This is a genomic window from Neoalteromonas arenosi, from assembly GCF_030362855.1.
Taxonomy (GTDB): domain Bacteria; phylum Pseudomonadota; class Gammaproteobacteria; order Enterobacterales; family Alteromonadaceae; genus Alteromonas_E; species Alteromonas_E arenosi.
Map to the genome: position 1 here is coordinate 79,127 of NZ_JAUCBP010000010.1, position 21,330 is coordinate 100,456.

Here is a 21,330-nt window from a genome sequence, read left to right on the forward strand (position 1 = left end):
AATGAATAGAGTGCAAGAGGAACTATTGTGATTCAGTTTTTGTTAAACAATACGCCAGTGACGGTTGAGAATAGCAGACCGACCATCACACTCTTAGACTGGTTGCGCAAAGACCGAGGTTTGGTCGGCACCAAAGAAGGTTGCGCCTCAGGTGATTGTGGCGCATGCACGCTATTGGTAGGTGAGCAAGTTGCACATGGCTCCAGCGAAAAACAATGGCGCTATAAAACGATCAATAGTTGTTTAATGTTACTCGGCAATGCGCATGGCAAACACATCGTTACCGTTGAGGCGGTAACGCAAAATTTGTATGCCGATGTTGATGAGTTGCATCCAGTGCAAAAAGCCATGGTTGAAAGCCACGGCTCGCAATGCGGTTTTTGTACGCCAGGCATTATCATGAGTTTACTCGCACTGTACATTAACAATGCAAGCTATCCAGGTAAGAAGGCAGTAATCCACGCTCTGGGTGGAAACCTGTGTCGCTGTACCGGGTATCAGCCGATCCTCAAAGCCGCTGAAAAAGCCTTTGAATACGAACGTCAGCCGGTGGCTTGGGCTGCTACTGCGGACAGTTTCGCGCGCAGTTTAAGGAATGCTGGCAATAGCCTAAAAGAAATTCCTAGCCTGCGCTTTGAGCAAAATCATTTCTATGTGCCACAATCGTTAAAACAACTAGTAAATCTTAAAAACCAGTGTCCCGAGGCGCGTTTGATTGCTGGCGGTACAGATCTCAGCATTGAATTCACGCAACAGCTCACCGAGCCTGCGATCATTATCTCCGTTACGCAGGTGACCGAACTTATTCAGGTGAGTGATTCAGGCGATGGACTGGTCATCGGCGCCGCAGCGACTTATGCCGACTTCATCGAGCTATTCTGTCGCCACTACCCCGAGAGTAAAGAGCTATTCGAGCGCTTGGGTTCAGAACAAATCCGCAATGGTGGTACTTTAGGGGGGAGCTTAGGAAATGCTTCGCCGATTGGCGATCCGGCGCCCTTGCTGATTGCCCTTGATGCTACCCTAGAGCTTGTTTCCATTGCCGGTACGCGACACGTTAAAGTAGAAGATTTCTTTACCGGTTATCGGCAAACGGTGCTAACCGCGAATGAAGTGATTCGCCAAGTTTTAATACCCAAGCGCCCGGCATCGTTAAAACTTGCAAGCCACAAAATTTCGAAGCGTTTTGAAGATGATATTTCCACGGTATGTTTGGTATTAGCCGTGGACCATGCCGACGATCAAATTACTGCGGTGCGCTGCGCAATGGGCGGAATGGCAGCGTTGCCAGCGCGGGCCAAAACGGTCGAACAGCAGCTACTCGGTGCGAGCTTGAGCCAGCACAGCTTTAATCAAGCGGCAAGCGCGCTAGCGCAAGATTTCTCACCCATGTCGGATGTACGCGCCAGTGCTGAATATCGCCTAACGGTTAGTCAAAACTTACTTACCCGTATTGGTTATGAGTTCTGTCAGCCAATTGATGTGGTTAACGTTGCTGAGCAACCAGCCGTGAGGATTGCCCATGCGTCACTTTGAGATGGATAAACTAAAAGCGCGCGGTGGCAGCGTCGGGCAATCGAAATTCCACGACAGCGCTGTTAAGCAAGTGTGCGGTAGCGCCAAATATGTCGATGACAATCCTGAACCCGCCGGGTGTCTGCATGCCTATCCGGTATTAGCGCCGATCACTCGTGGCGTAGTCAAATCCATTGATACCCGTAAGGCTGAAGCATTAGCGGGTGTGGTGCGGATCTTTACAGCCAGTGATGTGCCTGGAAAGCTGGACATTGGCCCGGTCTTTCCCGGTGATATCCTCCTGACCGACAATGAAATTCAATACCACAATCAACCGGTATTGTTAGTGGTTGCTAAGAGTTACGACGTCGCTCGACGCGCTGCACGAATGGTCGAGATTGAGTGTAGAAGCAGCGAAGCCGTGCTAGACATTAAAACTGCGGTAGAGCAGCAGAACTGGGTTAGACCTCCACATTCATTGCAACGCGGCGATGCTGAAGCAGCGATTGCCAATGCTGCGCATACGCTTTCAGGTGAGCTGCACGTCGGTGGCCAAGAGCACTTCTACTTGGAAGGCCAGGTAGCAATGACTGCACCCAATGAAGATGGCGGTATGTCAGTGTATTGTTCTACCCAGCACCCCACTGAAGTTCAGCATTTAGTAGCCAAAGTACTCAAGCAGCCGTTTCACTTTGTCACGGTTGAAACCCGTCGTATGGGCGGCGCTTTTGGTGGCAAAGAAACTCAAGCGGCACCTTGGGCCTGTTTAGCGGCATTGGCCACTTATCATTTGGGCTGTGCGGTAAAATTGCGTTTAGCGCGAGCGGATGATTTTCGTTTAACTGGTAAGCGTCACCCTTTTTACAATCACTATCGCGTCGGTTTTAACGACGATGGTTTGGTTGAAGGCGTGCACATTGAGGTTAATGGCTTTTGTGGTTACTCGCCGGACTTGTCTGACGCAATTGTCGACCGTGCCATGTTTCACGCCGATAATGCTTACTACTATCCGGCGGCAAAAATCATCGGTAACCGCTGTAAAACCAACACTATGAGCCACACTGCATTTCGTGGTTTTGGTGGCCCGCAGGGCATGATTGTGGCTGAGCTGATCATGGATGATATTGCTGCTGCACTGGGCAAAGATCCGCTCGATGTGCGCAAAGCGAATTTGTACCAACCGGGACGCGACGTAACGCCATACCATCAAACGGTCGAGCAGCATGTGATGGGCGATATGATCGCGCAACTTGAACGCGATGCTGATTATCGTCAGCGCCGCGCGGCGATTAAACAGCACAATAGCAACTCGCCTTTTATCAAAAAGGGGTTGTCGATGACGCCAGTGAAATTTGGTATTTCTTTTACTGTGCAGCACCTCAATCAAGCCGGTGCGTTAGTGCATGTATATTCAGACGGTTCCATTCACCTCAATCACGGTGGCACCGAAATGGGCCAGGGACTTAATACCAAAGTGGCGCAAATTGTAGCGCATGCCTTTGGCGTCGATTTTGAAACCGTCGGCATTACTGCCACACGCACCGATAAGGTGCCCAATACATCACCTACAGCGGCGTCTAGCGGCACAGATTTAAACGGCATGGCGGCGCTTAATGCGGCCAATACCATCAAACAGCGCTTAGTTGATTTTATCGCCGAGTATTTTGGCGTAGAAGCGGAAAGTGTTGAGTTCAACAACAACCAAGTGACCTACGACAATGGCCAAATAAGCTTTGCAGAGTTAGCTAATTTGGCTTACATGAAACGCATTTCACTTTCATCAACCGGGTATTACGCTACACCCAAAATACACTACGACAGAGAGAAAGCCGAGGGACGTCCATTCTTCTACTACGCGCACGGTGTTGCATTAAGCGAAGTAGAGGTGGATGTCCTCACTGGTGAAAACACCGTTACCCGCGTTGATATTTTGCATGACGTCGGCAGCTCGATTAATCCCGCATTGGACGTTGGTCAAATTGAAGGGGCGTTTATTCAAGGTATGGGATGGCTGACGACTGAAGATTTGCAATGGAATGACGATGGCAAGCTGGCCAGTTTTGGGCCGGCTACCTACAAGATCCCAGCCATTGGTGATACACCGGCGGAGTTTAATGTGTCGTTATATGATTCAGCGAATCCGGAAACTTCAGTATTTCGCTCTAAAGCCGTTGGTGAGCCGCCCTTTATGCTGTGTTTCAGTGTATGGAGCGCAATTCGCGATGCAGTAAGCAGTATCACCGATTACCGCTATTTGCCGAGTATTGACACACCAGCTACACCGGAGCGGGTGCTTAACGCCGTTAATGTCAGTAAAGCCTGGTTAGCCAAACAAACCTCTAATGCGGAACCGGAGTCGACTCATGTCTGATCCAAATAACATGTCACTCAATCAATCTCATCAAGGCTTTCACAGTCTAACTTGGTCGCAAGCGATTGCGCAGCTTGAGCGAGAAGGCACTGATTATGTGATTGCTACAGTATTGGGTACCAGTGGTTCAACACCGCGCGCGTCGGGAACAAAAATGGTGATCACTGGCGAGCATATTTTCGATACCCTCGGCGGCGGGCACCTAGAATTTAAAGTAATCGAAAAGGCGCGTAGCTTATTGACGCAAGGTGAGCCTGCTCAAGCGCTTGAGCAATTCCATTTAGCTGCCAACTTAGGCCAGTGCTGTGGCGGTGCCGCTGTGGTCATGTTTGAGGTTATGGTTAGTGAGCATATGCAGCTTGACGTCTATGGTGCTGGTCATGTGGCGCAAGCGTTAATACCTATTTTGGCGCAATTACCCATCCGGATCCGTTGGATTGATAACCGTGCCGATGTTTTTCCGGCCAACATTCCAGCCAATGTCACTAAAGTTGTGGATGATGAACCGGTAGAGGTGGCTAAACGAGCCAAGGCGGGCAGCGCCTATTTGATACTCACCCACAATCATCACTTAGATTTTGAATTAGTCTGCGCCATTTTAAAGCGCAATGACGCCTTGTGGCTGGGCGTCATTGGCTCTGCTACCAAAGCAAAACGGTTTCGTCATCGCCTTGCCCATCGCGACTTCAGCCCTGCCCAAATAGAGACGATGATTTGTCCTGTGGGGGTGCCTAATGTGGCGGGTAAATTACCGATGGAAGTCGCTGTTTCTATTGCTGGGCAAGTGATTGGTCTATATCAGCAACAGACTACGCCGCCACAAAGTCGACGAGGATTGCAATGGCAACAGCTAAAGCAGGCCTTTGAGTTATCTAACAATGAACAAGTAGTAGCGCCTACAGCGGCGCATAAGGTTACTGGAGAGTGAGTTTAACAACGTTGAATAATGCCACCGCAGAGCAGGCGTCTGTGATGTTAGAGAGCTGTTGCGTTGCACCGAATTGGGTTTCTGCCATGGTGGCAAAGCGGCCGTTTGATTCTGCGCAACAGCTGTTTAATGCAGCGGATGCTGTTTGGTGTGAGCTAGGTGAAACTGACTACTTGGCCGCTTTTGAAGGACATCCACAAATTGGTGACGTGTCGACCCTGCGTGAAAAATACGCAGCAACCGCTGATAAAGCCGGTCATGAACAGTCGGGGATGCAAGTCGCCACTGACGAAATGTTACAAGAAATGATGCGCTTGAATAAGGCCTATTTAGACAAGTTTGGATTTATTTTTATTGTTTGTGCCACAGGCAAGTCAGCCAATGAAATGTTGGGGTTGATCCGCGCGCGAGTCTGCAATGATCGCGCTACTGAATTGGCCATCGCCGCTGGCGAACAAGCAAAAATTACGCGTATTCGATTGGAGAAGTTACTGTGAGCAAGAGCCCAATTACCACCCATATTCTCGATACCGCTACAGGCACGCCGGCAGCTGGCGTCCCGGTCGTATTGTATAAACTCGAACAAGACAGTTGGGTTGAGCTTACCCGAGGCGCAACAGACTATGATGGTCGCATTACTGATTGGTTGTCTGGGGTAGAGGTAACATTTGGCACTTACAAATTGCACTTTGATTTAGACACTTATTTTGCCGAGCAACCAGAACCCGCATTCTACCCCTTTGCTGAGATTTGCTTCCGCCGTCAAGATAACAAACATCACCATATTCCTTTGCTATTAGCCCCATTTGGCTACTCTACCTATCGAGGGAGCTAGTGATGAGCATTGAGCACGCTAAGCGTAAAATCATCTGCGCGGATATTCTCGATTTTCTCGACGATCCCAGCATTGCTGGCGATGATGCCGTGCGTTATTTCGAACAGGGCGCTTTGGTTATTGACCAGGGCAAAGTACTAGACTTAGGTGCTGAAAAAGACATTGTGGCCAAGTATGCTGACATCACGGAAGTTGTTCGTCACGATGGCAAGTTGCTGGTTCCAGGATTGATTGATACTCATATTCACTTACCGCAAACCGAAATGATCGGCTCCCACGGTGAACAATTGCTGACCTGGTTGACCGAGTATGCCTTTCCAACCGAGAAGAAGTTTGCCGACCATGCCTATGCTGCAGATATTTCCAAGCGTTTTCTTGATGAACTACTGCGCAATGGCACCACAACCGCCATGGTGTTTGGTACTGTGCATCCAGAATCGGTCGATGCCTTTTTTACTGAAGCACAACAGCGCCGTATGCGTATGATTGCTGGAAAGGTGTTGATGGATCGCAATTGTCCCGAAGATTTAGCCGATACGCCCGAGCTGGGCTACAGCCAATCCAAAGCCTTAATTGAAAAATGGCACAATGTTGACCGTTTAGCCTACGCGGTAACACCGCGATTTGCACCGACCTCAAGTCATGAGCAGCTGGCGGCCTGTAAGCAATTGCTCGATGAATACCCCGATGTATACATGCAATCACATTTATCGGAAAACATTGAGGAATGTGAATGGGTAGATAAATTATTTCCCGCGTCAGATGACTATTTAGGCGCCTATGAAGATGCGGGTTTAGTGCGCAAGCGCGCGGTTTTCGCTCACGGCATTCACTTATCGGAGCGCGAGTTAATCTCATTGGCAAAACACCAAGCGGCGTTGTCACATTGTCCCACTTCCAATTTGTTTTTGGGCTCTGGGTTATTCAACTTAAAGGCTTGTGAAAAGCACAAAGTAACCGTGGGAATGGGCACGGATGTGGGTGCTGGAACGAGTTTTTCACTGCTGCAAACCGGTAGCGAAGCATACAAAATACAGCAGCTTCAAGGTGAAAACTTTACCGCATTTAAAGGCTTATATCTGGCTACTCTAGGTGGCGCCAGGGCCCTCGATCTGGAAGGCTCCATTGGTAATTTTACGCCCGGTTGTGAAGCAGATTTTGTTATCTTGGATCATCACGCGACACCGTTTTTGAGCTTCCGCCTGCAGCATGCCAAAACCCTCCACGAGCGCCTGTTCGCGATCATGATGCTTGGCGATGACCGCTGTATTGAGCATACCTATGTGCTTGGTGATTGCATTTATCAGCGCGACGCGCAGCCGCAATTTGCGTCATCTAACACCACGCCACTAAGGGAAGTGAGCTAAATTATGCAGAGTTACTTTTTTGAGATTGCCCATTTAGTGTTGCGTTACTTCCACGTTATCGCTGGGATCGCGTGGATTGGTGCATCCTTTTACTTCGTCTGGCTCGACAACAATTTACAAACCCCGCCACAATGGAAAAAAGACAAAGGGATCCGCGGCGACTTGTGGGCCATTCACGGTGGTGGCTTTTATGAAGTGGCCAAATATCAAAACGGCCCTGAGCAAATGCCATCGACCCTGCATTGGTTTAAGTGGGAAGCCTACACCACTTGGATAACCGGCATGCTGTTATTTAGCTTGATGTATTACATCGGCGCAGATGCTTACCTGTTAGATCCGGCGAAATCCAATATTGATAAGCTTCGTGCTATTGGCTCGTCAATGGCGTTTATTGCGGTTGGTTATGCGATTTACCGGGGTTTGTGTAAAACCAAACTAGTCGACAATGGCTATGCATTCACAGTAGTTGTTATTGCGCTACTTGCGTTGGCTACTTGGGGACTGGACCAGCTGTTCACTGACCGCGCGGTGTATATTCATATTGGTGCATTGGTTGGTACTTGTATGGCCGGTAATGTTTATCATGTGATTATGCCGGGGCAAAGGTATATGGTGGCCGAAGTAGAAGCAGGACGCATTCCTGATCCGGCGCCGGGATTAAAAGCCAAGCAGTGTTCGGTGCACAACAACTACGCCACGCTGCCGGTGATTTTTATCATGCTCAGCAATCACTTTGCCTATACCTACAGTCATACGTACGGCTGGTTGGTATTAATTGGGCTATTCATTATCGGCATGTGGATCCGTCATTTCTTTAACTTAAAGCACCAAGGGGTCGACAAACCGCAAGTACTTATCAGTGGTATAGCCGCGTTTTTTGCGTTAATGCTAGCCATTGCACCGTGGCACTTAATGCAAACTGGCGAAAGCGAGAACACCGTTGCCGTGACCGATGCACAAGCTTGGCAGATCATTGATAAACACTGCACAGAGTGTCACAGCCAAAGCCCGCGCTCTGCGATGTTTCCCACCGCGCCAGCAGGGTTTGTACTAGATTCAATTGACGAAGCGAAACAAGGCATTCAGCTTATTCAAGCGCGGGCCATCATAACTCAAGATATGCCACTGGCCAATCTCACCCAAATGACAGCAGAAGAGCGCGCGCAACTTGCCACTTGGTTAAAGGCGCTAGAGGCACAGGACTAAACAATGGCGGATAACTCCTATAACAATTACCCGCGCGACATGCAGGGCTACGGCGCTGATGTGCCCCACGCCAAGTGGCCAAACAAAGCCAGAATAGCGATACAAGTAGTGATGAACTACGAAGAAGGCGGTGAAAACTGCGTCTTACACGGTGACCCTGCGGCAGAAACTTTTTTATCAGAAATCGTGAGCGCACCGCATGTAGAAGACCGCCATATGAGTATGGAGTCTGTCTACGAATATGGCAGCCGCGCTGGCGTTTGGCGGTTGTTGCGATTGTTTGACAAATACGACATTCCCATCACGGTATTTGCGGTTGCTATGGCGCTTAAACGGCATCCTGAAATCGCTAAAGCCTGCATGGCGGCAGGTCACGAGATTTGTAGTCACGGGCTGCGGTGGATCAACTATCAGAATGTTGATATCGATACTGAGCGCCAGCATATGCAAGAAGCGGTTAGGATTATCGAAGCCATTACCGGTGCAAAGCCGAAAGGTTGGTATACCGGTCGCACTAGCCCCAACACTGGTAAGCTAGTTGCCGAAAATGGTGGCTTTGTTTACGACGCCGATGATTACAGTGACGACTTACCGTTTTGGAAAACCGTTGGCGACAAACAGCAGTTAATTGTTCCTTACACTCTGGATGCTAATGATATGCGCTTTGCCGCCGTGCAAGGTTTTAACGCGGGCGATCAGTTCTATAACTACCTGAAAGATGCGTTCGATGTGCTGTATGAAGAGGGTGATCCAAAAGGATTGGATCGGCCGAAAATGATGTCGATTGGCCTGCACTGCCGCTTAATCGGACGCCCCGGCCGGCTTAAAGCACTAGAACGTTTTTTCCAGTATGCCAAATCCTTTGATGACGTGTGGTTTGCCCGCAGAATTGATATTGCTGAGCATTGGCAGCAACTGCACCCATACAAATCTGCGTAACCTAATATTAGAAATGAGCCTGTCATGACAACAAAGAAATTTATTACCTCACAAGAACTCCTCGAAGACTCATTTCGTCTTGCCGATCAAGTGTTTGAGGATGGTTTTAGACCAGACTTTATCATCGGTATCTGGCGCGGCGGCGCCCCGATTGGAATAGCGGTACAGGAGTACTTTGATTTTAAAGATGTTGAAACCGATCACATTGCAGTACGCACTTCGTCTTATTACGGTATTGGCCAAGTTTCTAAGACCATTAAAGTGCATGGTTTGCATTACCTCATTGAAGAAGCGAACGCCGATGATTCACTGTTGATTGTAGATGATGTGTTTGACTCAGGTCGCTCAATTGAGGCGTTAATTGCGCGTATTCGCAAGTTGTCGCGCTTAAATACGCCAAGCGACATTCGCATAGCCTGCCCGTGGTTTAAGCCTAAGAACAACAAAACTGACTTAACGCCTGATTACTACCTACGCGAGAGCGACGAATGGTTAGTGTTCCCGCATGAACTCTCGGGCCTCACACCAGAAGAGCTTATCGATGGAAAACAAGAGCTGGCAGGGATAAAAGATATTTTGTTAAAGAAGTAAGAGCCTTTACGCAGCGAATTTTCCACTCGGACCACCAGTAGAAAGGCTAATGATTCAATGCTATTAGTTGAAAGTTTTAGTTGGTAGAACATTATATTATGCGGTCGCGTCTTATCCCTTGTTCAGACAAGTCAGCGATGATTGACTCACTACTTTCTTGAGCGCTAATCAAAAGTTTAGCATTTGGAAAGCGAGCCAGAGCCTCAGGGGGCTGCACTTTAAACCCAAAAAACTTATCAATTGCTGCAGCGTTACGGTCGCAAATCATCACAATATTTCTATTCAGCAAATCTGTTTTCTCGAGTAAGTTTTTTGCACTAATACCAGCGCCATAAAGAATGATATCAATATCATCGGGTTGCTGCTCTAGCGTCTGTTGAACGTCAGCTACGAAGTCAGTTCCGGAGGCAAAAATACGATCAAGTTGTAGGCGATGAGTTGGCTCAATCTTGATACCCGAATTTAAGAGTTGTTTGTATGCTTGCCTTAACGGTTTTACAAAGGTTTCCGGAACGGGAAGACATTGGTGACGCTCTATATTTTCTGCAGCGGTCACTAGGATAGCAACGCGCTCTTGAATCGATAATTGCTTAAATCCCTGAACGTCTTTAGCAAAGTTTTTTTGAACTTCGATGAAACGTTTTAGTTCATCGCTCATATATTTATTCACAAAACGATTAACTACATACGCTGAGGTGGTTTGCGCAACGTGCCCATAATCGGAATCTCGGACACCAAAAGCTTCTTTGCTACGCAGTTCATCGAGCACCATTTCATAAGAAGGAAAGTATCTGATATTGCGATTTATTGAGGTTGCCTGAATTCCATCTTGAAGGGCCACACGCACTTTAGATTTATCATAACAATTTGCTACCAATCCATCCTTTGGAAACGCACCAAGTTCATTGTTCCAGTCGGTTTCTTGATCTTTGAAGTCGCCAATTGGCCCCCATGCATATCTTTGGGGACTCACTGTGAAGCAAATCATAGCTGACTCATTAGTGAGAATTTCTAGAGCTTTTAGAATGTTTTGCACATCAATTGTGACTTCACTTGTAGTGGGCTCGATAAAATCGAACTCTGAGCGATCAATGCCTTGGAAATTTGTTACTACATGTCCACCCCGTTTTAATTTCAAGTACTGACTCGTACCTAATGTCACAATTACCAGATCAGCGTTTTTCAACTTGTCCTTAAATGTTTTATCAATCTGAAAACACTGTTGAGAGAACATGTCTAGGTCAGTATTTATGCCGTACAGACCATTGTGCAGCGTTGAGGTTATGACGTCTTTTTCTTGGTTTTTGTACGTCGAATCCACGTAGACTGCCTTGGAATCAGTAAAAGTGCTTGGTAATTCGATTAAATGCTGCATGTAAGAAGCAAAGCTTTTGACACTAAAACGCGTTGCACTTCGTCCGTCGAACTGTGTCTTAAATCCTAGGTCATTTAGATTCTTCGAAATCGCATAAGCAAAACAACTGCCGGTCGCTACGACTTTTTTGTTAAAGCTATCTAGCACTGGAGATGACTCGATATTGATAGAGAGTGCTCTTTGACGATGTTTTTCTGCGAATACTAGATCTTTCATAGAATTATTCAGGCGGCTAAAAGTGCATCAGTGATTTCTATATCGACATTGTTCGCATTTTTATTACCCTAGATTGAGCGCGGAGATTGATATTGCCTTAGCAATCTCCTGAATGAATCTATGAGAGAGCAAAAGATAATAATTGCAACTTAAAGAGGAACCTTCTCAAACGAGAGATAACCTCAGGCTCACCATTTGAATTTATGGTCTTTTAGGTTCTGTAAATGCTGAGGCAGATGCCTTCAGCGATCCAAGCCTAGCGCTTCTTGAACATTGATAGATCTGACGCCTAATTGCTCGGCTTTTATCACATCAACCGAATCGAATTGGATTTTACAGCCAGCGTCAATCATTTCCAGCCACGCATCTCGCAATTCATTCGGGCGTTTTCCAGTCCAGAACAATTCGGTTTTTTTAATATAAGTGACTACCGGTTCAATGTGGCCATCGCTATAAAGTTGTCTGACGAGATCAAAATCAGGGCCAAACGCGCCCAACAAAGCAGAGTCGACATCATCTATGGCAATCAGAAGTTCTTCGAATGCTAGGTCGAGATCTCCTTGCCGATAAGCAAGCCATGCCCTAGCAATGTCAACATAATGATTTTGACTTCCGAAACCATCGACAACCTCGCCAGCTATTTTTTGTTCTGTACTCATCTCTCTGGCGAGCTTAAACGCGTGGCTTATCTTTAACTGAACCGTTTCAATCGGCTCAAATTGCGCGCTGTACTTAATGTGTCGACTTAAATTCGTGATCACTTGATATAGACTGCTTTCCTTCGACAAACTCGCTTCATAGTCTCGTAGTGTATCGTTTAACAAACGGCGGTTTCTCGATTCAAAATATTCAAACCGCTGCGCTATATATTGGTGATACTCAGGATCCTCACACCCCTGCATGTAATCTGCGCGAACGGGGGCACTCAACACAAGACTGCTGAAAAATAAGGGCAGGAGGAGTAACGACTTCACTTTGGACTCAGGTTCTATTGCTATTAACTTGCATACTGTGAAAGTGTAAGTATTGATCGAAAAAGGGTATCAACGATAAGCCGTTGCCGCATTGATTGGGGATCGAATCCTACAAGAGGATTACGCATCATCCCCGCACGTAATTACGGCGCTGTCCTTAATCTGATGACAAAACGCGTTAGCTAATAAATGCCAGCTTCAGTACAAACAGCACGGTTAAGATCCAGACACTAATACTGATTTGCTCAAATTTGCCGCATAGTGCTTTGACTGCTGTGTAAGTAATAAACGCCAAAGCAATGCCGTGGGCGATTGAGAACGTGAGTGGCGTTAATAACAGCACTACGGCAACAGGTGCTGCTTCAGTGATATCCTGCCAATCGATGTCTTTGAGATTCAGCAGCATCAAAATTGCTACGTAAAATAATGCACCGGTTGTCGCGTAAACGGGGATCATGCCAGCTAGAGGGGCAAAAAAGGTGCTGAGTAAAAACAGAATACCAACTACTACAGCGGTCAAACCCGTGCGGCCGCCAGCAGCGACACCGGCACTACTTTCTACATAGCTGGTGGTGGTTGAAGTGCCCAACGCTGAGCCCGCAACGGTTGCCAAGCTATCACTGGATAATGCCTTGCCTAATCGTTCTATATTACCGTTTTTATCCACTAAGCCAGCGCGCTGAGTGACGGCAATCAAGGTGCCCGACGTATCGAATAAGTCGACAAACAAAAACGCAAACACCACGGTTAACATTGATAGTTCAAGCGCAGCTGCAATATCCATTTGCATAAAGGTCGGAGCCAGAGAAGGCGGTGTTGATACCATGCCGGTATATTCCACATCACGAAATAGCAGACCCAGCACAGTAATGGCTAGAATCGCAATCATTACTGCGCCATTCATATTTCGAGCAGCCAAGGCAGCGATAATAAAGAAGCCAAGGATACTCATTAACGGGCCAAATTGAGTGATATCACCAAGCGTTACGAAAGTGGCTGGATTGGCAACAATGATTTCGGCATTTTTAAGTGCGATCATAGCGAGAAAAGAGCCAATACCTGCGGCTATCCCCAGCTTTAGTGTTCGCGGTATAGCATTGATGATCCACTCGCGGACCTTCAGCACACTGAGTAGCAAAAACAAAATACCAGACAAAAAAACCGCACCCAACGCGGCTTGCCAGGTATGTCCCATACCGAGCACCACACCATAAGTGAAAAAGGCGTTTAGCCCCATGCCTGGTGCAAGCGCGATTGGGTAGTTAGCCACAAAACCCATAATGAAGCAGCCAATAGCCGCAGCCACACAGGTGGCAACAAACACTGCGCCTCGATCCATCCCTGCATCAGCCAGCATCGCGGGATTAACAAAAATTATATAGGCCATCGTTAAAAAGGTTGTTAAACCAGCGATGACCTCGGTTTTGGGAGTTGTTCCATAGCTTTGCAGCTTGAACAATTTTTCTAGCATTTAGGGGGTCTCAGCAGCAGTTTTGAGCTACATCGTAACAAACTCTTCGCCACTTGTTGGGTGAATAGCTACACAGGCATCGAAATCGGCTTTAGTTGCGCCCATTTTCATTGCTACACCGAAGCCCTGCAAAATTTCATCCATGGCAAAACCAATACCGTGTAAGCCGACAACGGTTTCTTCCTTGCCCGCGCAAATCAGTTTCATTTTAGTGATTTGACGGTTCTTGGTAACCGCTGTGTACATCGCTGCGAAGCTCGATTCATACACTTTGATGTTCTCATCGCCGTATTTGGCAATTGCTTGTGGTTCGGTCAAACCAATAGTGCCAATAGGCGGATGGCTAAATACCACTGTTGGGATCATGTCGTAATCCATATGCGCATCAGGCTTGTTGTTAAACAAGCGCTCTGACAATAGTCGTCCCGCCTTAACAGCAACTGGGGTTAAATCGACTTTGCCAATACAATCGCCCACTGCATAGACGTTGGGCGCGTCGGTGTTTTGATACTTATCGACGATGATATGGCCTTTCAGGTCGGTTTTAACATCAGTATTTTCAAGACCGAGGTTACCCGTAGCTGGACGACGACCAATAGCCCAGACCAAGCAATCGGTATCGATTCTTTCACCGTTAGTTAGCACTACCGTGAGTGATTCGTCGTCGTGTTTAATTATCTCTTGGATCACATGGAATTTGTGCAGGCGCGGACCTTCCTGCTCGATAATTTCGGTCAAGGTTTCGGTCAACATCGGATCAAAACTGCGCAGCGGTGCATTCTTGCGTACGATCAAGTGCGTTTCACTGCCTAAACTGTGCATAACACCGGCCAGCTCTACTGCAATGTAACCAGCGCCCGCCACAACTACGCGCTTCGGCTGCTGTTTAAGTGCGAAGAAGCCATCTGAATCAATCCCATACTCGGCACCTGGTACGGTGTCCCGATGAGGATATCCGCCTGTAGCTATGAGGATATGCTTGCCGCGATACAATTCACCGTTTACTTCAACGGTATTATTGTCAACAAACTTCGCAAAACCTTCGACCCGCGTAATATTGTTGTTGGCTAGCACACGGTCATAAGAGCCGTGAATGCGCTTAATGTAGGCTTCACGACTAGCCACCAGTGTTTCCCAACTAAAGTTATTAACCGTCACATCAAAACCGTAATCAGGTGCGTATTGATGAATAGCTTCAGCGACTTGAGCGCCATACCACATGGCTTTTTTGGGTACACAACCTACATTTACGCAAGTACCACCAATCGCTTTGGCCTCGATAAGTGCGACTTTTTGGCCGTAGCGCGATGCGCGGTTGGCTGAAGCGATACCGCCACTGCCGCCACCAATACAAATATAATCAAACTCTTGCATTATTATTCCTGATTTAGGTCATTTGGATGCTATTCAGATAGCTTTACATAGAAAAAACTTTCAAACAAAGTATGTCTATCAAATACGTCTCGGTTCTAAGTATTGATTGATCTTGCGGAGATTCAACCCGTGTACTGAAAAAATAACGAACAAAAACTTCGCCGTACGTTGCATTTTGGGGTTGTGCCCACAGTTAACTAAACATCGACAGGTTAAGAGAGATCACTGTGCAAAATTTTACTGAACAACAACAACAGCCATTGCCTAATTTTTCCGCTGTTAAGCCAGACGGCATCGAAGCCGCTGTCAAACGAGTTATCGAAGATTCTAAACGCGAGATCGATGCAGTCGTCGCAAGTCAAGATTATAGCTACGCCAATCTTATTCAGCGTCTTGAAGCACAAGACGATATTCTCAATCGGTTGTGGTCACCCATTTCACATATGAATTCAGTGGTGAGTTCAGACGAGTTGCGTGCGGCACACGACAGCTGCTTACCTTTGCTATCTGAATATGGCACTTGGGTCGGTCAACACAAAGGGCTATACGACGCCTACGTAAGTTTACAAAACAGTCCAGAATTTGCCGATCTCGAACTGGCTGCAAAAACCAGCATCGACAACACGGTGCGCGATTTTACTCTTTCAGGCGTTGCGTTACCTGACGCCGAGAAAAAGCGTTATGCTGAGATCCAATCGCGGCTTTCGGAACTTGCATCCAAATTCAGTAACAACCTGCTAGATGCCACGATGGCATTCACCAAATTGATAACAGACGAAGCCGAACTTGCAGGTTTACCGGAATCAGCACTTGCTGCAGCCAAGCAAGCTGCCGAGCGCAAGGAGCAAGAAGGCTGGTTATTCACATTAGATATTCCTAGCTACTTACCGCTGATGATGTATTGCGACAATCGCGCACTACGCGAGGAAATGTATCGCGCCTACACGACGCGCGCCTCAGAGCAAGGCCCTAATGGGGGAGAGTTCGACAACTCAGCGATCATCGATGAAACCCTACAATTGCGTGAAGAGGCCGCTAAACTATTGGGTTTTGATACCTACGCCGAGCGTTCACTGGCGACTAAAATGGCTGATACACCAGAGCAGGTGATCCGCTTCTTGACCGATTTGGCCCAGCGTTCTAAACCTCAAGCTGAGCAAGACTTGCAAGATGTGCGAGACTTTGCCCAGCAAACATACGGTGTAGAGCACCTTGAAGCTTGGGATCTTACTTACTACAGCGAAAAACTTAAACAACAGCGTTACGCCATTTCAGATGAAGAGCTGCGCCCCTATTTCCCTGAGCACAAAGTGGTTAGCGGTCTATTTGCGATTGTAGGTAAATTATATGGTCTAACGATTAAAGCCCGTGATGATGTGGATACCTGGCATGAGGATGTTACCTTTTACGATATCTTCGATGCTGACAATGAATTGCGCGGCAGCTTTTACTTCGATTTGTACGCGCGTGAGGGTAAGCGCGGTGGTGCTTGGATGGATGAGTGCCGCGTGCGACGAGCAACCGAGCAAGGCATACAAACCCCTGTCGCTTATTTAACTTGTAATTTCAATGGCCCGGTCGGCGGTAAACCAGCGCTGTTTACCCATGACGAAGTGGTGACCTTATTCCACGAATTTGGTCATGGCATTCACCATATGCTAACCAAAGTCACGGTTGCTGGTGTATCGGGTATCAATGGCGTGGCCTGGGATGCTGTCGAATTACCAAGCCAGTTTTTAGAGAATTGGTGTTGGCAAGAAGAGGCCTTAGCACTGATTTCAGGTCACTATGAAACCGGTGAGCCACTACCAAAGGATCTGCTCGATAAGATGTTAGCCGCGCGTAATTATCAATCGGCGATGCAAATGTTGCGACAGATCGAATTTAGCTTGTTTGATATGGCTATCCATCAGCAATCAACAGCTGAACTAGATGTTCAAGCCACCCTAAATGGTATTCGCGCTGAAGTTGCCGTGGTAACGCCACCAAGCTTTAATCGCTTCCAGCACAGTTTTGGGCACATCTTTGCGGGTGGTTATGCCGCCGGCTATTACTCATACAAATGGGCTGAGGTCCTGTCTTCAGATGCGTTTAGTCGCTTTGAAGAAGAAGGGATCTTTAACCCACAAACTGGCCGTGATTTTCTCACCAATATCTTGGAAAAAGGTGGTAGCCAACCGCCAATGGCTCTGTTCAAAGCCTTCCGTGGTAGAGAGCCTGAAGTAGACGCGCTACTGCGCCACAGTGGTATTGCCGCATGAGTGCCGAACCGTTCGCTGCAATCTACGCCCGTGCAGCTAAGCGCAAGGGCGGAGAAGCGGCGTTAGAAAGGTTGATCGGTCAGCCTTTATCCGCTGAAGAGGTAGCGGCTATACCCGACGATCGATTTTTAGCTGAATTTACCAAAAAGGTCTTTCAATCGGGCTTTGTTTGGCGCGTTGTGCGGCAGAAATGGCCAGACTTTGAAGAGATCTTTTTTGGCTTCGATGTCGAAAAAATTCTGTTAATGCCAGATGAGATGCTTGAGCGCAAAGCCGGCGATAAGCGCATCATTCGCAACTATAACAAAGTCAAAACGATTCGAGATAATGCCATGATGATTGCCGATGTCAGTCGCGCACATGGTAGCTTTGGGCAGTTTGTTGCCGATTGGCCAGGGGATGACATCACAGGTTTATGGGAATACCTCAAAAAACACGGTGCTCGCTTAGGTGGTAATACTGGACCGTATGCATTGCGCTTTTTAGGCAAAGACACCTTTTTGCTTAGTAAGGATGTTGAAGATTATTTCACTCAGCACAAACTGATTGAAGGTTCACCGCGCAGTAAACGCAGTTTAAAGACGATCAACGAAACCTTTTTAAATTGGCAAAAGCAAAGCGGTTGGTCGCTGCAAAGTCTAAGTCAATTGCTCGCCTATAGCTGTGGTGATAACCACATCAATTAGGCACTGAACGTCAATAAAACCTGTTGCTACGGCGGTCTTTTCGGTAGACTTGCGCGTATATTGTGATTGATGTTCGAACAGGGAAACAGCATGACAACCGAGTCTACTCCTAACACCACTAACGAGGTTGGCGAAACCACGCATTTTGGCTACAAACAAGTGGCCACTGAGCAGAAAGCGTCGATGGTGGCAGATGTGTTTGATTCAGTTGCCGCCAAGTATGACTTGATGAACGATTTGATGTCGATGGGTATTCACCGCGTGTGGAAACGCTACACCATTGATTGTAGCGGTGTGCGCAGTGGTCAGCGCGTGTTGGATTTGGCCGGTGGTACTGGCGACTTAGCCGCTAAGTTTTCCCGCTTGGTGGGTGAAAAAGGCCAAGTTATTTTGGCGGATATCAACCGCGAGATGCTTAAAGTCGGTCGCGACAAATTACGTGACAAAGGCATTGTTGGCAATGTTGATTACGTGCAGGCCAATGCTGAAGCATTACCATTTCCTGACAACCATTTTGATTTGATCACTATTGCGTTTGGTTTGCGTAACGTAACCGACAAAGACAAAGCATTAGCCTCAATGTTCCGCGTGCTTAAGCCCGGCGGTCGCTTGTTGGTGCTTGAATTCAGTAAGCCTACTCAAGAATGGCTGAGTAAAGTCTACGATGCGTATTCTTTCCACGTATTGCCGAAAATGGGGCAACTGGTGGCAAACGACGCCGATAGCTACCAATATTTAGCTGAATCTATCCGCATGCATCCGGATCAAGAGACGCTTAAAGACATGATGGTCAAGGCGGGATTCGACAACGCTGAGTATTTCAACCTCACTGGCGGTATTGTTGCCCTACACCGAGGATTTAAGTTTTAATGCCCACCGCCCAAGTGCTACAGGCTCTAGCTGAAACGGTCATTAATCCACTGCTAAAGCTCGATCCACAAAGTCATCAACGCTTGCATCAGCTGCGCGGCAAGCGCCTGATCGTATGGCTAGATGAAGTCCAGTGGCCAATTGAATTGGCCTTTGAAGGTGATATCAGTATTCACGAGGCGCAAGTGAGCTGGGCTGAAGCACTTGAGCGTAATGCGCCCAATGAGTGTTTGATTAAAACTTCAATTAGCACCATGCCCGAGCTGCGTGATACGCGTAAAATTACCCAATTGATTCGCGAAGAAAAGCTCGATTTAAGTGGCGATATGCACATTGCTCAGCATGTCAGTGCACTGTTTCAAGAGCTCGATATCGATTGGGAAGAGGTGCTGTCCGAACACCTAGGCGATATTGCCGCACACCAGCTAGTGAAAACAGCCAAATCATTTGATCAGTTTGCTCGTCAGCAACTGCAGCAATTTGCCGAAACCCTTGGCACGGCTCTCATCGATGAGAAGCGCTTAGCGGCACACCGGTTGCAAGTTATGCATTTCGGTGATCAAGTTAGCCAACTGCGCGATGACGTGGATCGTTTAGCGGCTAGGATCACCCAATTAGAGAATAAGAAAGCCCCCTAATGCGATTGTTCCGGCTGTATAAAATCAACGCTATCTTACTAGAGCACGGCTTAGATAAGCTGATACCAAAGCGGTTTATGCCGTGGTACGCACGCGTGTTCCGTCATTCGATGTTTTGGATCCGCAACAAACACACGCAAGAATCCAACGGTAAGCGCATACGACTGGCACTACAAAGCCTTGGGCCGGTATTCATTAAGTTTGGGCAAATGCTTTCAACCAGACGCGATTTGTTGCCCCCAGATATCGCTGATGAGTTAGCTTACTTACAGGACAAAGTTCCACCGTTTGACTCAGACGAGGCGCAGCGCATTATCAAACAAGCATTGGGGATCCGCCATTTTGATGAACTGTTCAGTCAATTTGAGGAACAACCGCTAGCCTCGGCCTCCATAGCGCAAGTGCACGCTGCGAAGCTCAAACGCGATGGTAAAGATGTAGTGATCAAGGTCTTGCGACCGGATATCGAAGCTACTATCGATGCTGACCTAGAGTTATTACAAAGCTTCGCCCAGTTGCTACAGAAATGGCTGCCCGACGGTAAGCGCCTGCGTCCGGTAGAAGTGGTCGCCGAGTATCGCCGCACAATTAAAGATGAACTGGACCTACTACGCGAGTCCGCCAACGGTATCCAGTTAAGCCGCAATTTTGTTAATTCTGAAGCGCTTTATGTACCGCATATCTACAGTGACCATTGCCGTGAAAACGTCTTGGTTATGGAGCGCATCTACGGTATTCCGATTGCTAATATCGAAGCGCTAAGAGCGCAAAATACCGATTTTAAATTACTTGCTGAACGCGGCGTAGAGGTGTTTTTCACACAAGTATTCCGCGATAGTTTTTTCCATGCTGATATGCATCCGGGTAATATTTTCGTATCCACTGAGCATCCGCAAAACCCTCAATACATCGCTATTGATTTTGGCATAGTGGGTACCTTAAACCGTGACGATAAGCGCTATTTGGCCGAAAACTTTATTGCCTTTTTTAATCGCGATTATCGCAAAGTCGCGCAGCTGCACGCCGACTCAGGCTGGGTGCCACACGATACCAATATCGATGATTTCGAGATGGCGATCCGCAAAGTCTGTGAGCCAATTTTTCAAAAGCCACTGGCGGATATTTCTTTTGGTCACGTGTTGATGCAACTGTTTAACACGGCGCGCCGTTTTAATATGACGGTGCAGCCACAATTAGTGTTACTACAAAAAACCTTATTGTATGTTGAGGGCTTAGGTCGTCAGCTTTATCCACAACTCGACTTGTGGAAAACCGCAAAACCCTTCTTGGAGAACTGGATGAAAGAACAAATCGGCTTGTCAGCCATGCTGAAGAAGATCCAAGAGAACCTACCGTTCTGGTCAGAAAAACTGCCCGACATGCCTGATTTGATCCATGACAGCTTAAAACAGTTACGCACCTTACCAGAGATACAGCAGCGCCAGTTTGAGCAGCAAATGATAGTGCAACGCAAACAGCACAAAGCACAATTGGCCACCACTGTAGGTGCGACTTTCTTTATTTTGGCCGCTTTAATGCCGATAACACCACTGCATTGGAGTGCCTCTGCAGTACTGCTTTCATTCGGGATCCCTTGTTGGCTGTATGCCTATCGACAGGCAAAATCTAACTAATTAAAAGTTCCCGGTCACTCATCCGATGACTGCCTGAAATATGACAATTTCGTGATAATTTGCTGATTTTACGCCAAAT

The 21,330-nt window shown here is 47.4% G+C and carries 18 protein-coding genes; 14 read left to right on the top strand and 4 right to left on the bottom strand.

The window, feature by feature from the left end; all coding sequences use genetic code 11:
- The first annotated feature begins 27 nt into the window (after positions 1 to 27).
- Genes xdhA through QTP81_RS12150 form a run of 9 tightly spaced genes read left to right on the top strand, consistent with a single transcriptional unit; the run spans position 28 to position 9,752 of the window.
- The gene (gene xdhA, locus QTP81_RS12110) at positions 28 to 1,536 is read left to right on the top strand and encodes a xanthine dehydrogenase small subunit (protein WP_289365781.1); all 1,509 of its coding nucleotides are present in this window, start codon (positions 28 to 30) and stop codon (positions 1,534 to 1,536) included.
- A complete protein-coding gene (gene xdhB, locus QTP81_RS12115) occupies positions 1,523 to 3,886 on the top strand; it encodes a xanthine dehydrogenase molybdopterin binding subunit (RefSeq protein WP_289365782.1) in 2,364 nt (787 codons plus the stop codon). Before xdhA ends, xdhB begins: the two co-directional genes overlap by 14 nt.
- Positions 3,879 to 4,814, top strand: a complete 936-nt coding sequence (gene xdhC, locus QTP81_RS12120) for a xanthine dehydrogenase accessory protein XdhC (RefSeq protein ID WP_289365783.1) — start codon at positions 3,879 to 3,881, stop codon at positions 4,812 to 4,814. The genes xdhB and xdhC overlap by 8 nt, the downstream gene beginning before the upstream one ends.
- On the top strand, positions 4,811 to 5,311 hold the full coding sequence (gene uraD, locus QTP81_RS12125) for a 2-oxo-4-hydroxy-4-carboxy-5-ureidoimidazoline decarboxylase (RefSeq protein WP_289365784.1): 501 nt from the start codon (positions 4,811 to 4,813) through the stop codon (positions 5,309 to 5,311). Before xdhC ends, uraD begins: the two co-directional genes overlap by 4 nt.
- Positions 5,308 to 5,649: a hydroxyisourate hydrolase gene (gene uraH / locus QTP81_RS12130; RefSeq protein ID WP_289365785.1), complete on the top strand. Its 342-nt coding sequence runs from the start codon at positions 5,308 to 5,310 to the stop codon at positions 5,647 to 5,649. Before uraD ends, uraH begins: the two co-directional genes overlap by 4 nt.
- On the top strand, positions 5,649 to 7,016 hold the full coding sequence (gene guaD / locus QTP81_RS12135) for a guanine deaminase (RefSeq protein WP_434532984.1): 1,368 nt from the start codon (positions 5,649 to 5,651) through the stop codon (positions 7,014 to 7,016). Before uraH ends, guaD begins: the two co-directional genes overlap by 1 nt.
- Positions 7,017 to 7,019: 3 nt before the next feature.
- A complete protein-coding gene (locus tag QTP81_RS12140; RefSeq protein ID WP_289365787.1) occupies positions 7,020 to 8,222 on the top strand; it encodes a urate hydroxylase PuuD in 1,203 nt (400 codons plus the stop codon).
- A 3-nt stretch (positions 8,223 to 8,225) separates the two neighbouring features.
- Positions 8,226 to 9,161: an allantoinase PuuE gene (gene puuE, locus QTP81_RS12145; protein WP_289365788.1), complete on the top strand. Its 936-nt coding sequence runs from the start codon at positions 8,226 to 8,228 to the stop codon at positions 9,159 to 9,161.
- A gap of 24 nt (positions 9,162 to 9,185) precedes the next feature.
- A complete protein-coding gene (locus QTP81_RS12150) occupies positions 9,186 to 9,752 on the top strand; it encodes a phosphoribosyltransferase (RefSeq protein WP_289365789.1) in 567 nt (188 codons plus the stop codon).
- A gap of 91 nt (positions 9,753 to 9,843) precedes the next feature.
- Here the strand turns inward: QTP81_RS12150 and QTP81_RS12155 are convergent, their stop codons facing one another.
- From QTP81_RS12155 to gorA, 4 genes are all read right to left on the bottom strand, one after another.
- Positions 9,844 to 11,343: a GSCFA domain-containing protein gene (locus QTP81_RS12155; RefSeq protein WP_289365790.1), complete on the bottom strand. Its 1,500-nt coding sequence runs from the start codon at positions 11,341 to 11,343 to the stop codon at positions 9,844 to 9,846.
- A gap of 242 nt (positions 11,344 to 11,585) precedes the next feature.
- Complete coding sequence (locus tag QTP81_RS12160) at positions 11,586 to 12,317, bottom strand: hypothetical protein (RefSeq protein WP_289365791.1); 732 nt, start codon at positions 12,315 to 12,317, stop codon at positions 11,586 to 11,588.
- 178 nt (positions 12,318 to 12,495) lie between these two features.
- A complete protein-coding gene (locus QTP81_RS12165; RefSeq protein ID WP_289365792.1) occupies positions 12,496 to 13,788 on the bottom strand; it encodes an NCS2 family permease in 1,293 nt (430 codons plus the stop codon).
- A gap of 27 nt (positions 13,789 to 13,815) precedes the next feature.
- Positions 13,816 to 15,162, bottom strand: coding sequence for a glutathione-disulfide reductase (gene gorA / locus QTP81_RS12170; protein ID WP_289365793.1), 1,347 nt, complete (start codon positions 15,160 to 15,162; stop codon positions 13,816 to 13,818).
- A gap of 227 nt (positions 15,163 to 15,389) precedes the next feature.
- On the opposite strand from gorA, the gene prlC reads away from it, so the two are divergent.
- The 5 genes from prlC to ubiB all read left to right on the top strand — a co-directional run bounded on the left by prlC (position 15,390) and on the right by ubiB (position 21,251).
- Positions 15,390 to 17,423, top strand: a complete 2,034-nt coding sequence (gene prlC, locus QTP81_RS12175; protein ID WP_289365795.1) for an oligopeptidase A — start codon at positions 15,390 to 15,392, stop codon at positions 17,421 to 17,423.
- Positions 17,420 to 18,109 carry a DNA-3-methyladenine glycosylase I gene (locus QTP81_RS12180; protein WP_289365796.1) on the top strand — a complete coding sequence of 230 codons (690 nt, stop codon included), beginning with the start codon at positions 17,420 to 17,422 and terminating at the stop codon, positions 18,107 to 18,109. Before prlC ends, QTP81_RS12180 begins: the two co-directional genes overlap by 4 nt.
- A 90-nt stretch (positions 18,110 to 18,199) precedes the next feature.
- Positions 18,200 to 18,979 carry a bifunctional demethylmenaquinone methyltransferase/2-methoxy-6-polyprenyl-1,4-benzoquinol methylase UbiE gene (gene ubiE / locus QTP81_RS12185; RefSeq protein ID WP_289365797.1) on the top strand — a complete coding sequence of 260 codons (780 nt, stop codon included), beginning with the start codon at positions 18,200 to 18,202 and terminating at the stop codon, positions 18,977 to 18,979.
- Positions 18,979 to 19,617: a ubiquinone biosynthesis accessory factor UbiJ gene (locus QTP81_RS12190; protein WP_289365798.1), complete on the top strand. Its 639-nt coding sequence runs from the start codon at positions 18,979 to 18,981 to the stop codon at positions 19,615 to 19,617. The genes ubiE and QTP81_RS12190 overlap by 1 nt, the downstream gene beginning before the upstream one ends.
- The gene (ubiB, locus tag QTP81_RS12195; protein WP_289365799.1) at positions 19,617 to 21,251 is read left to right on the top strand and encodes a ubiquinone biosynthesis regulatory protein kinase UbiB; all 1,635 of its coding nucleotides are present in this window, start codon (positions 19,617 to 19,619) and stop codon (positions 21,249 to 21,251) included. The genes QTP81_RS12190 and ubiB overlap by 1 nt, the downstream gene beginning before the upstream one ends.
- Positions 21,252 to 21,330: the final 79 nt, after the last annotated feature.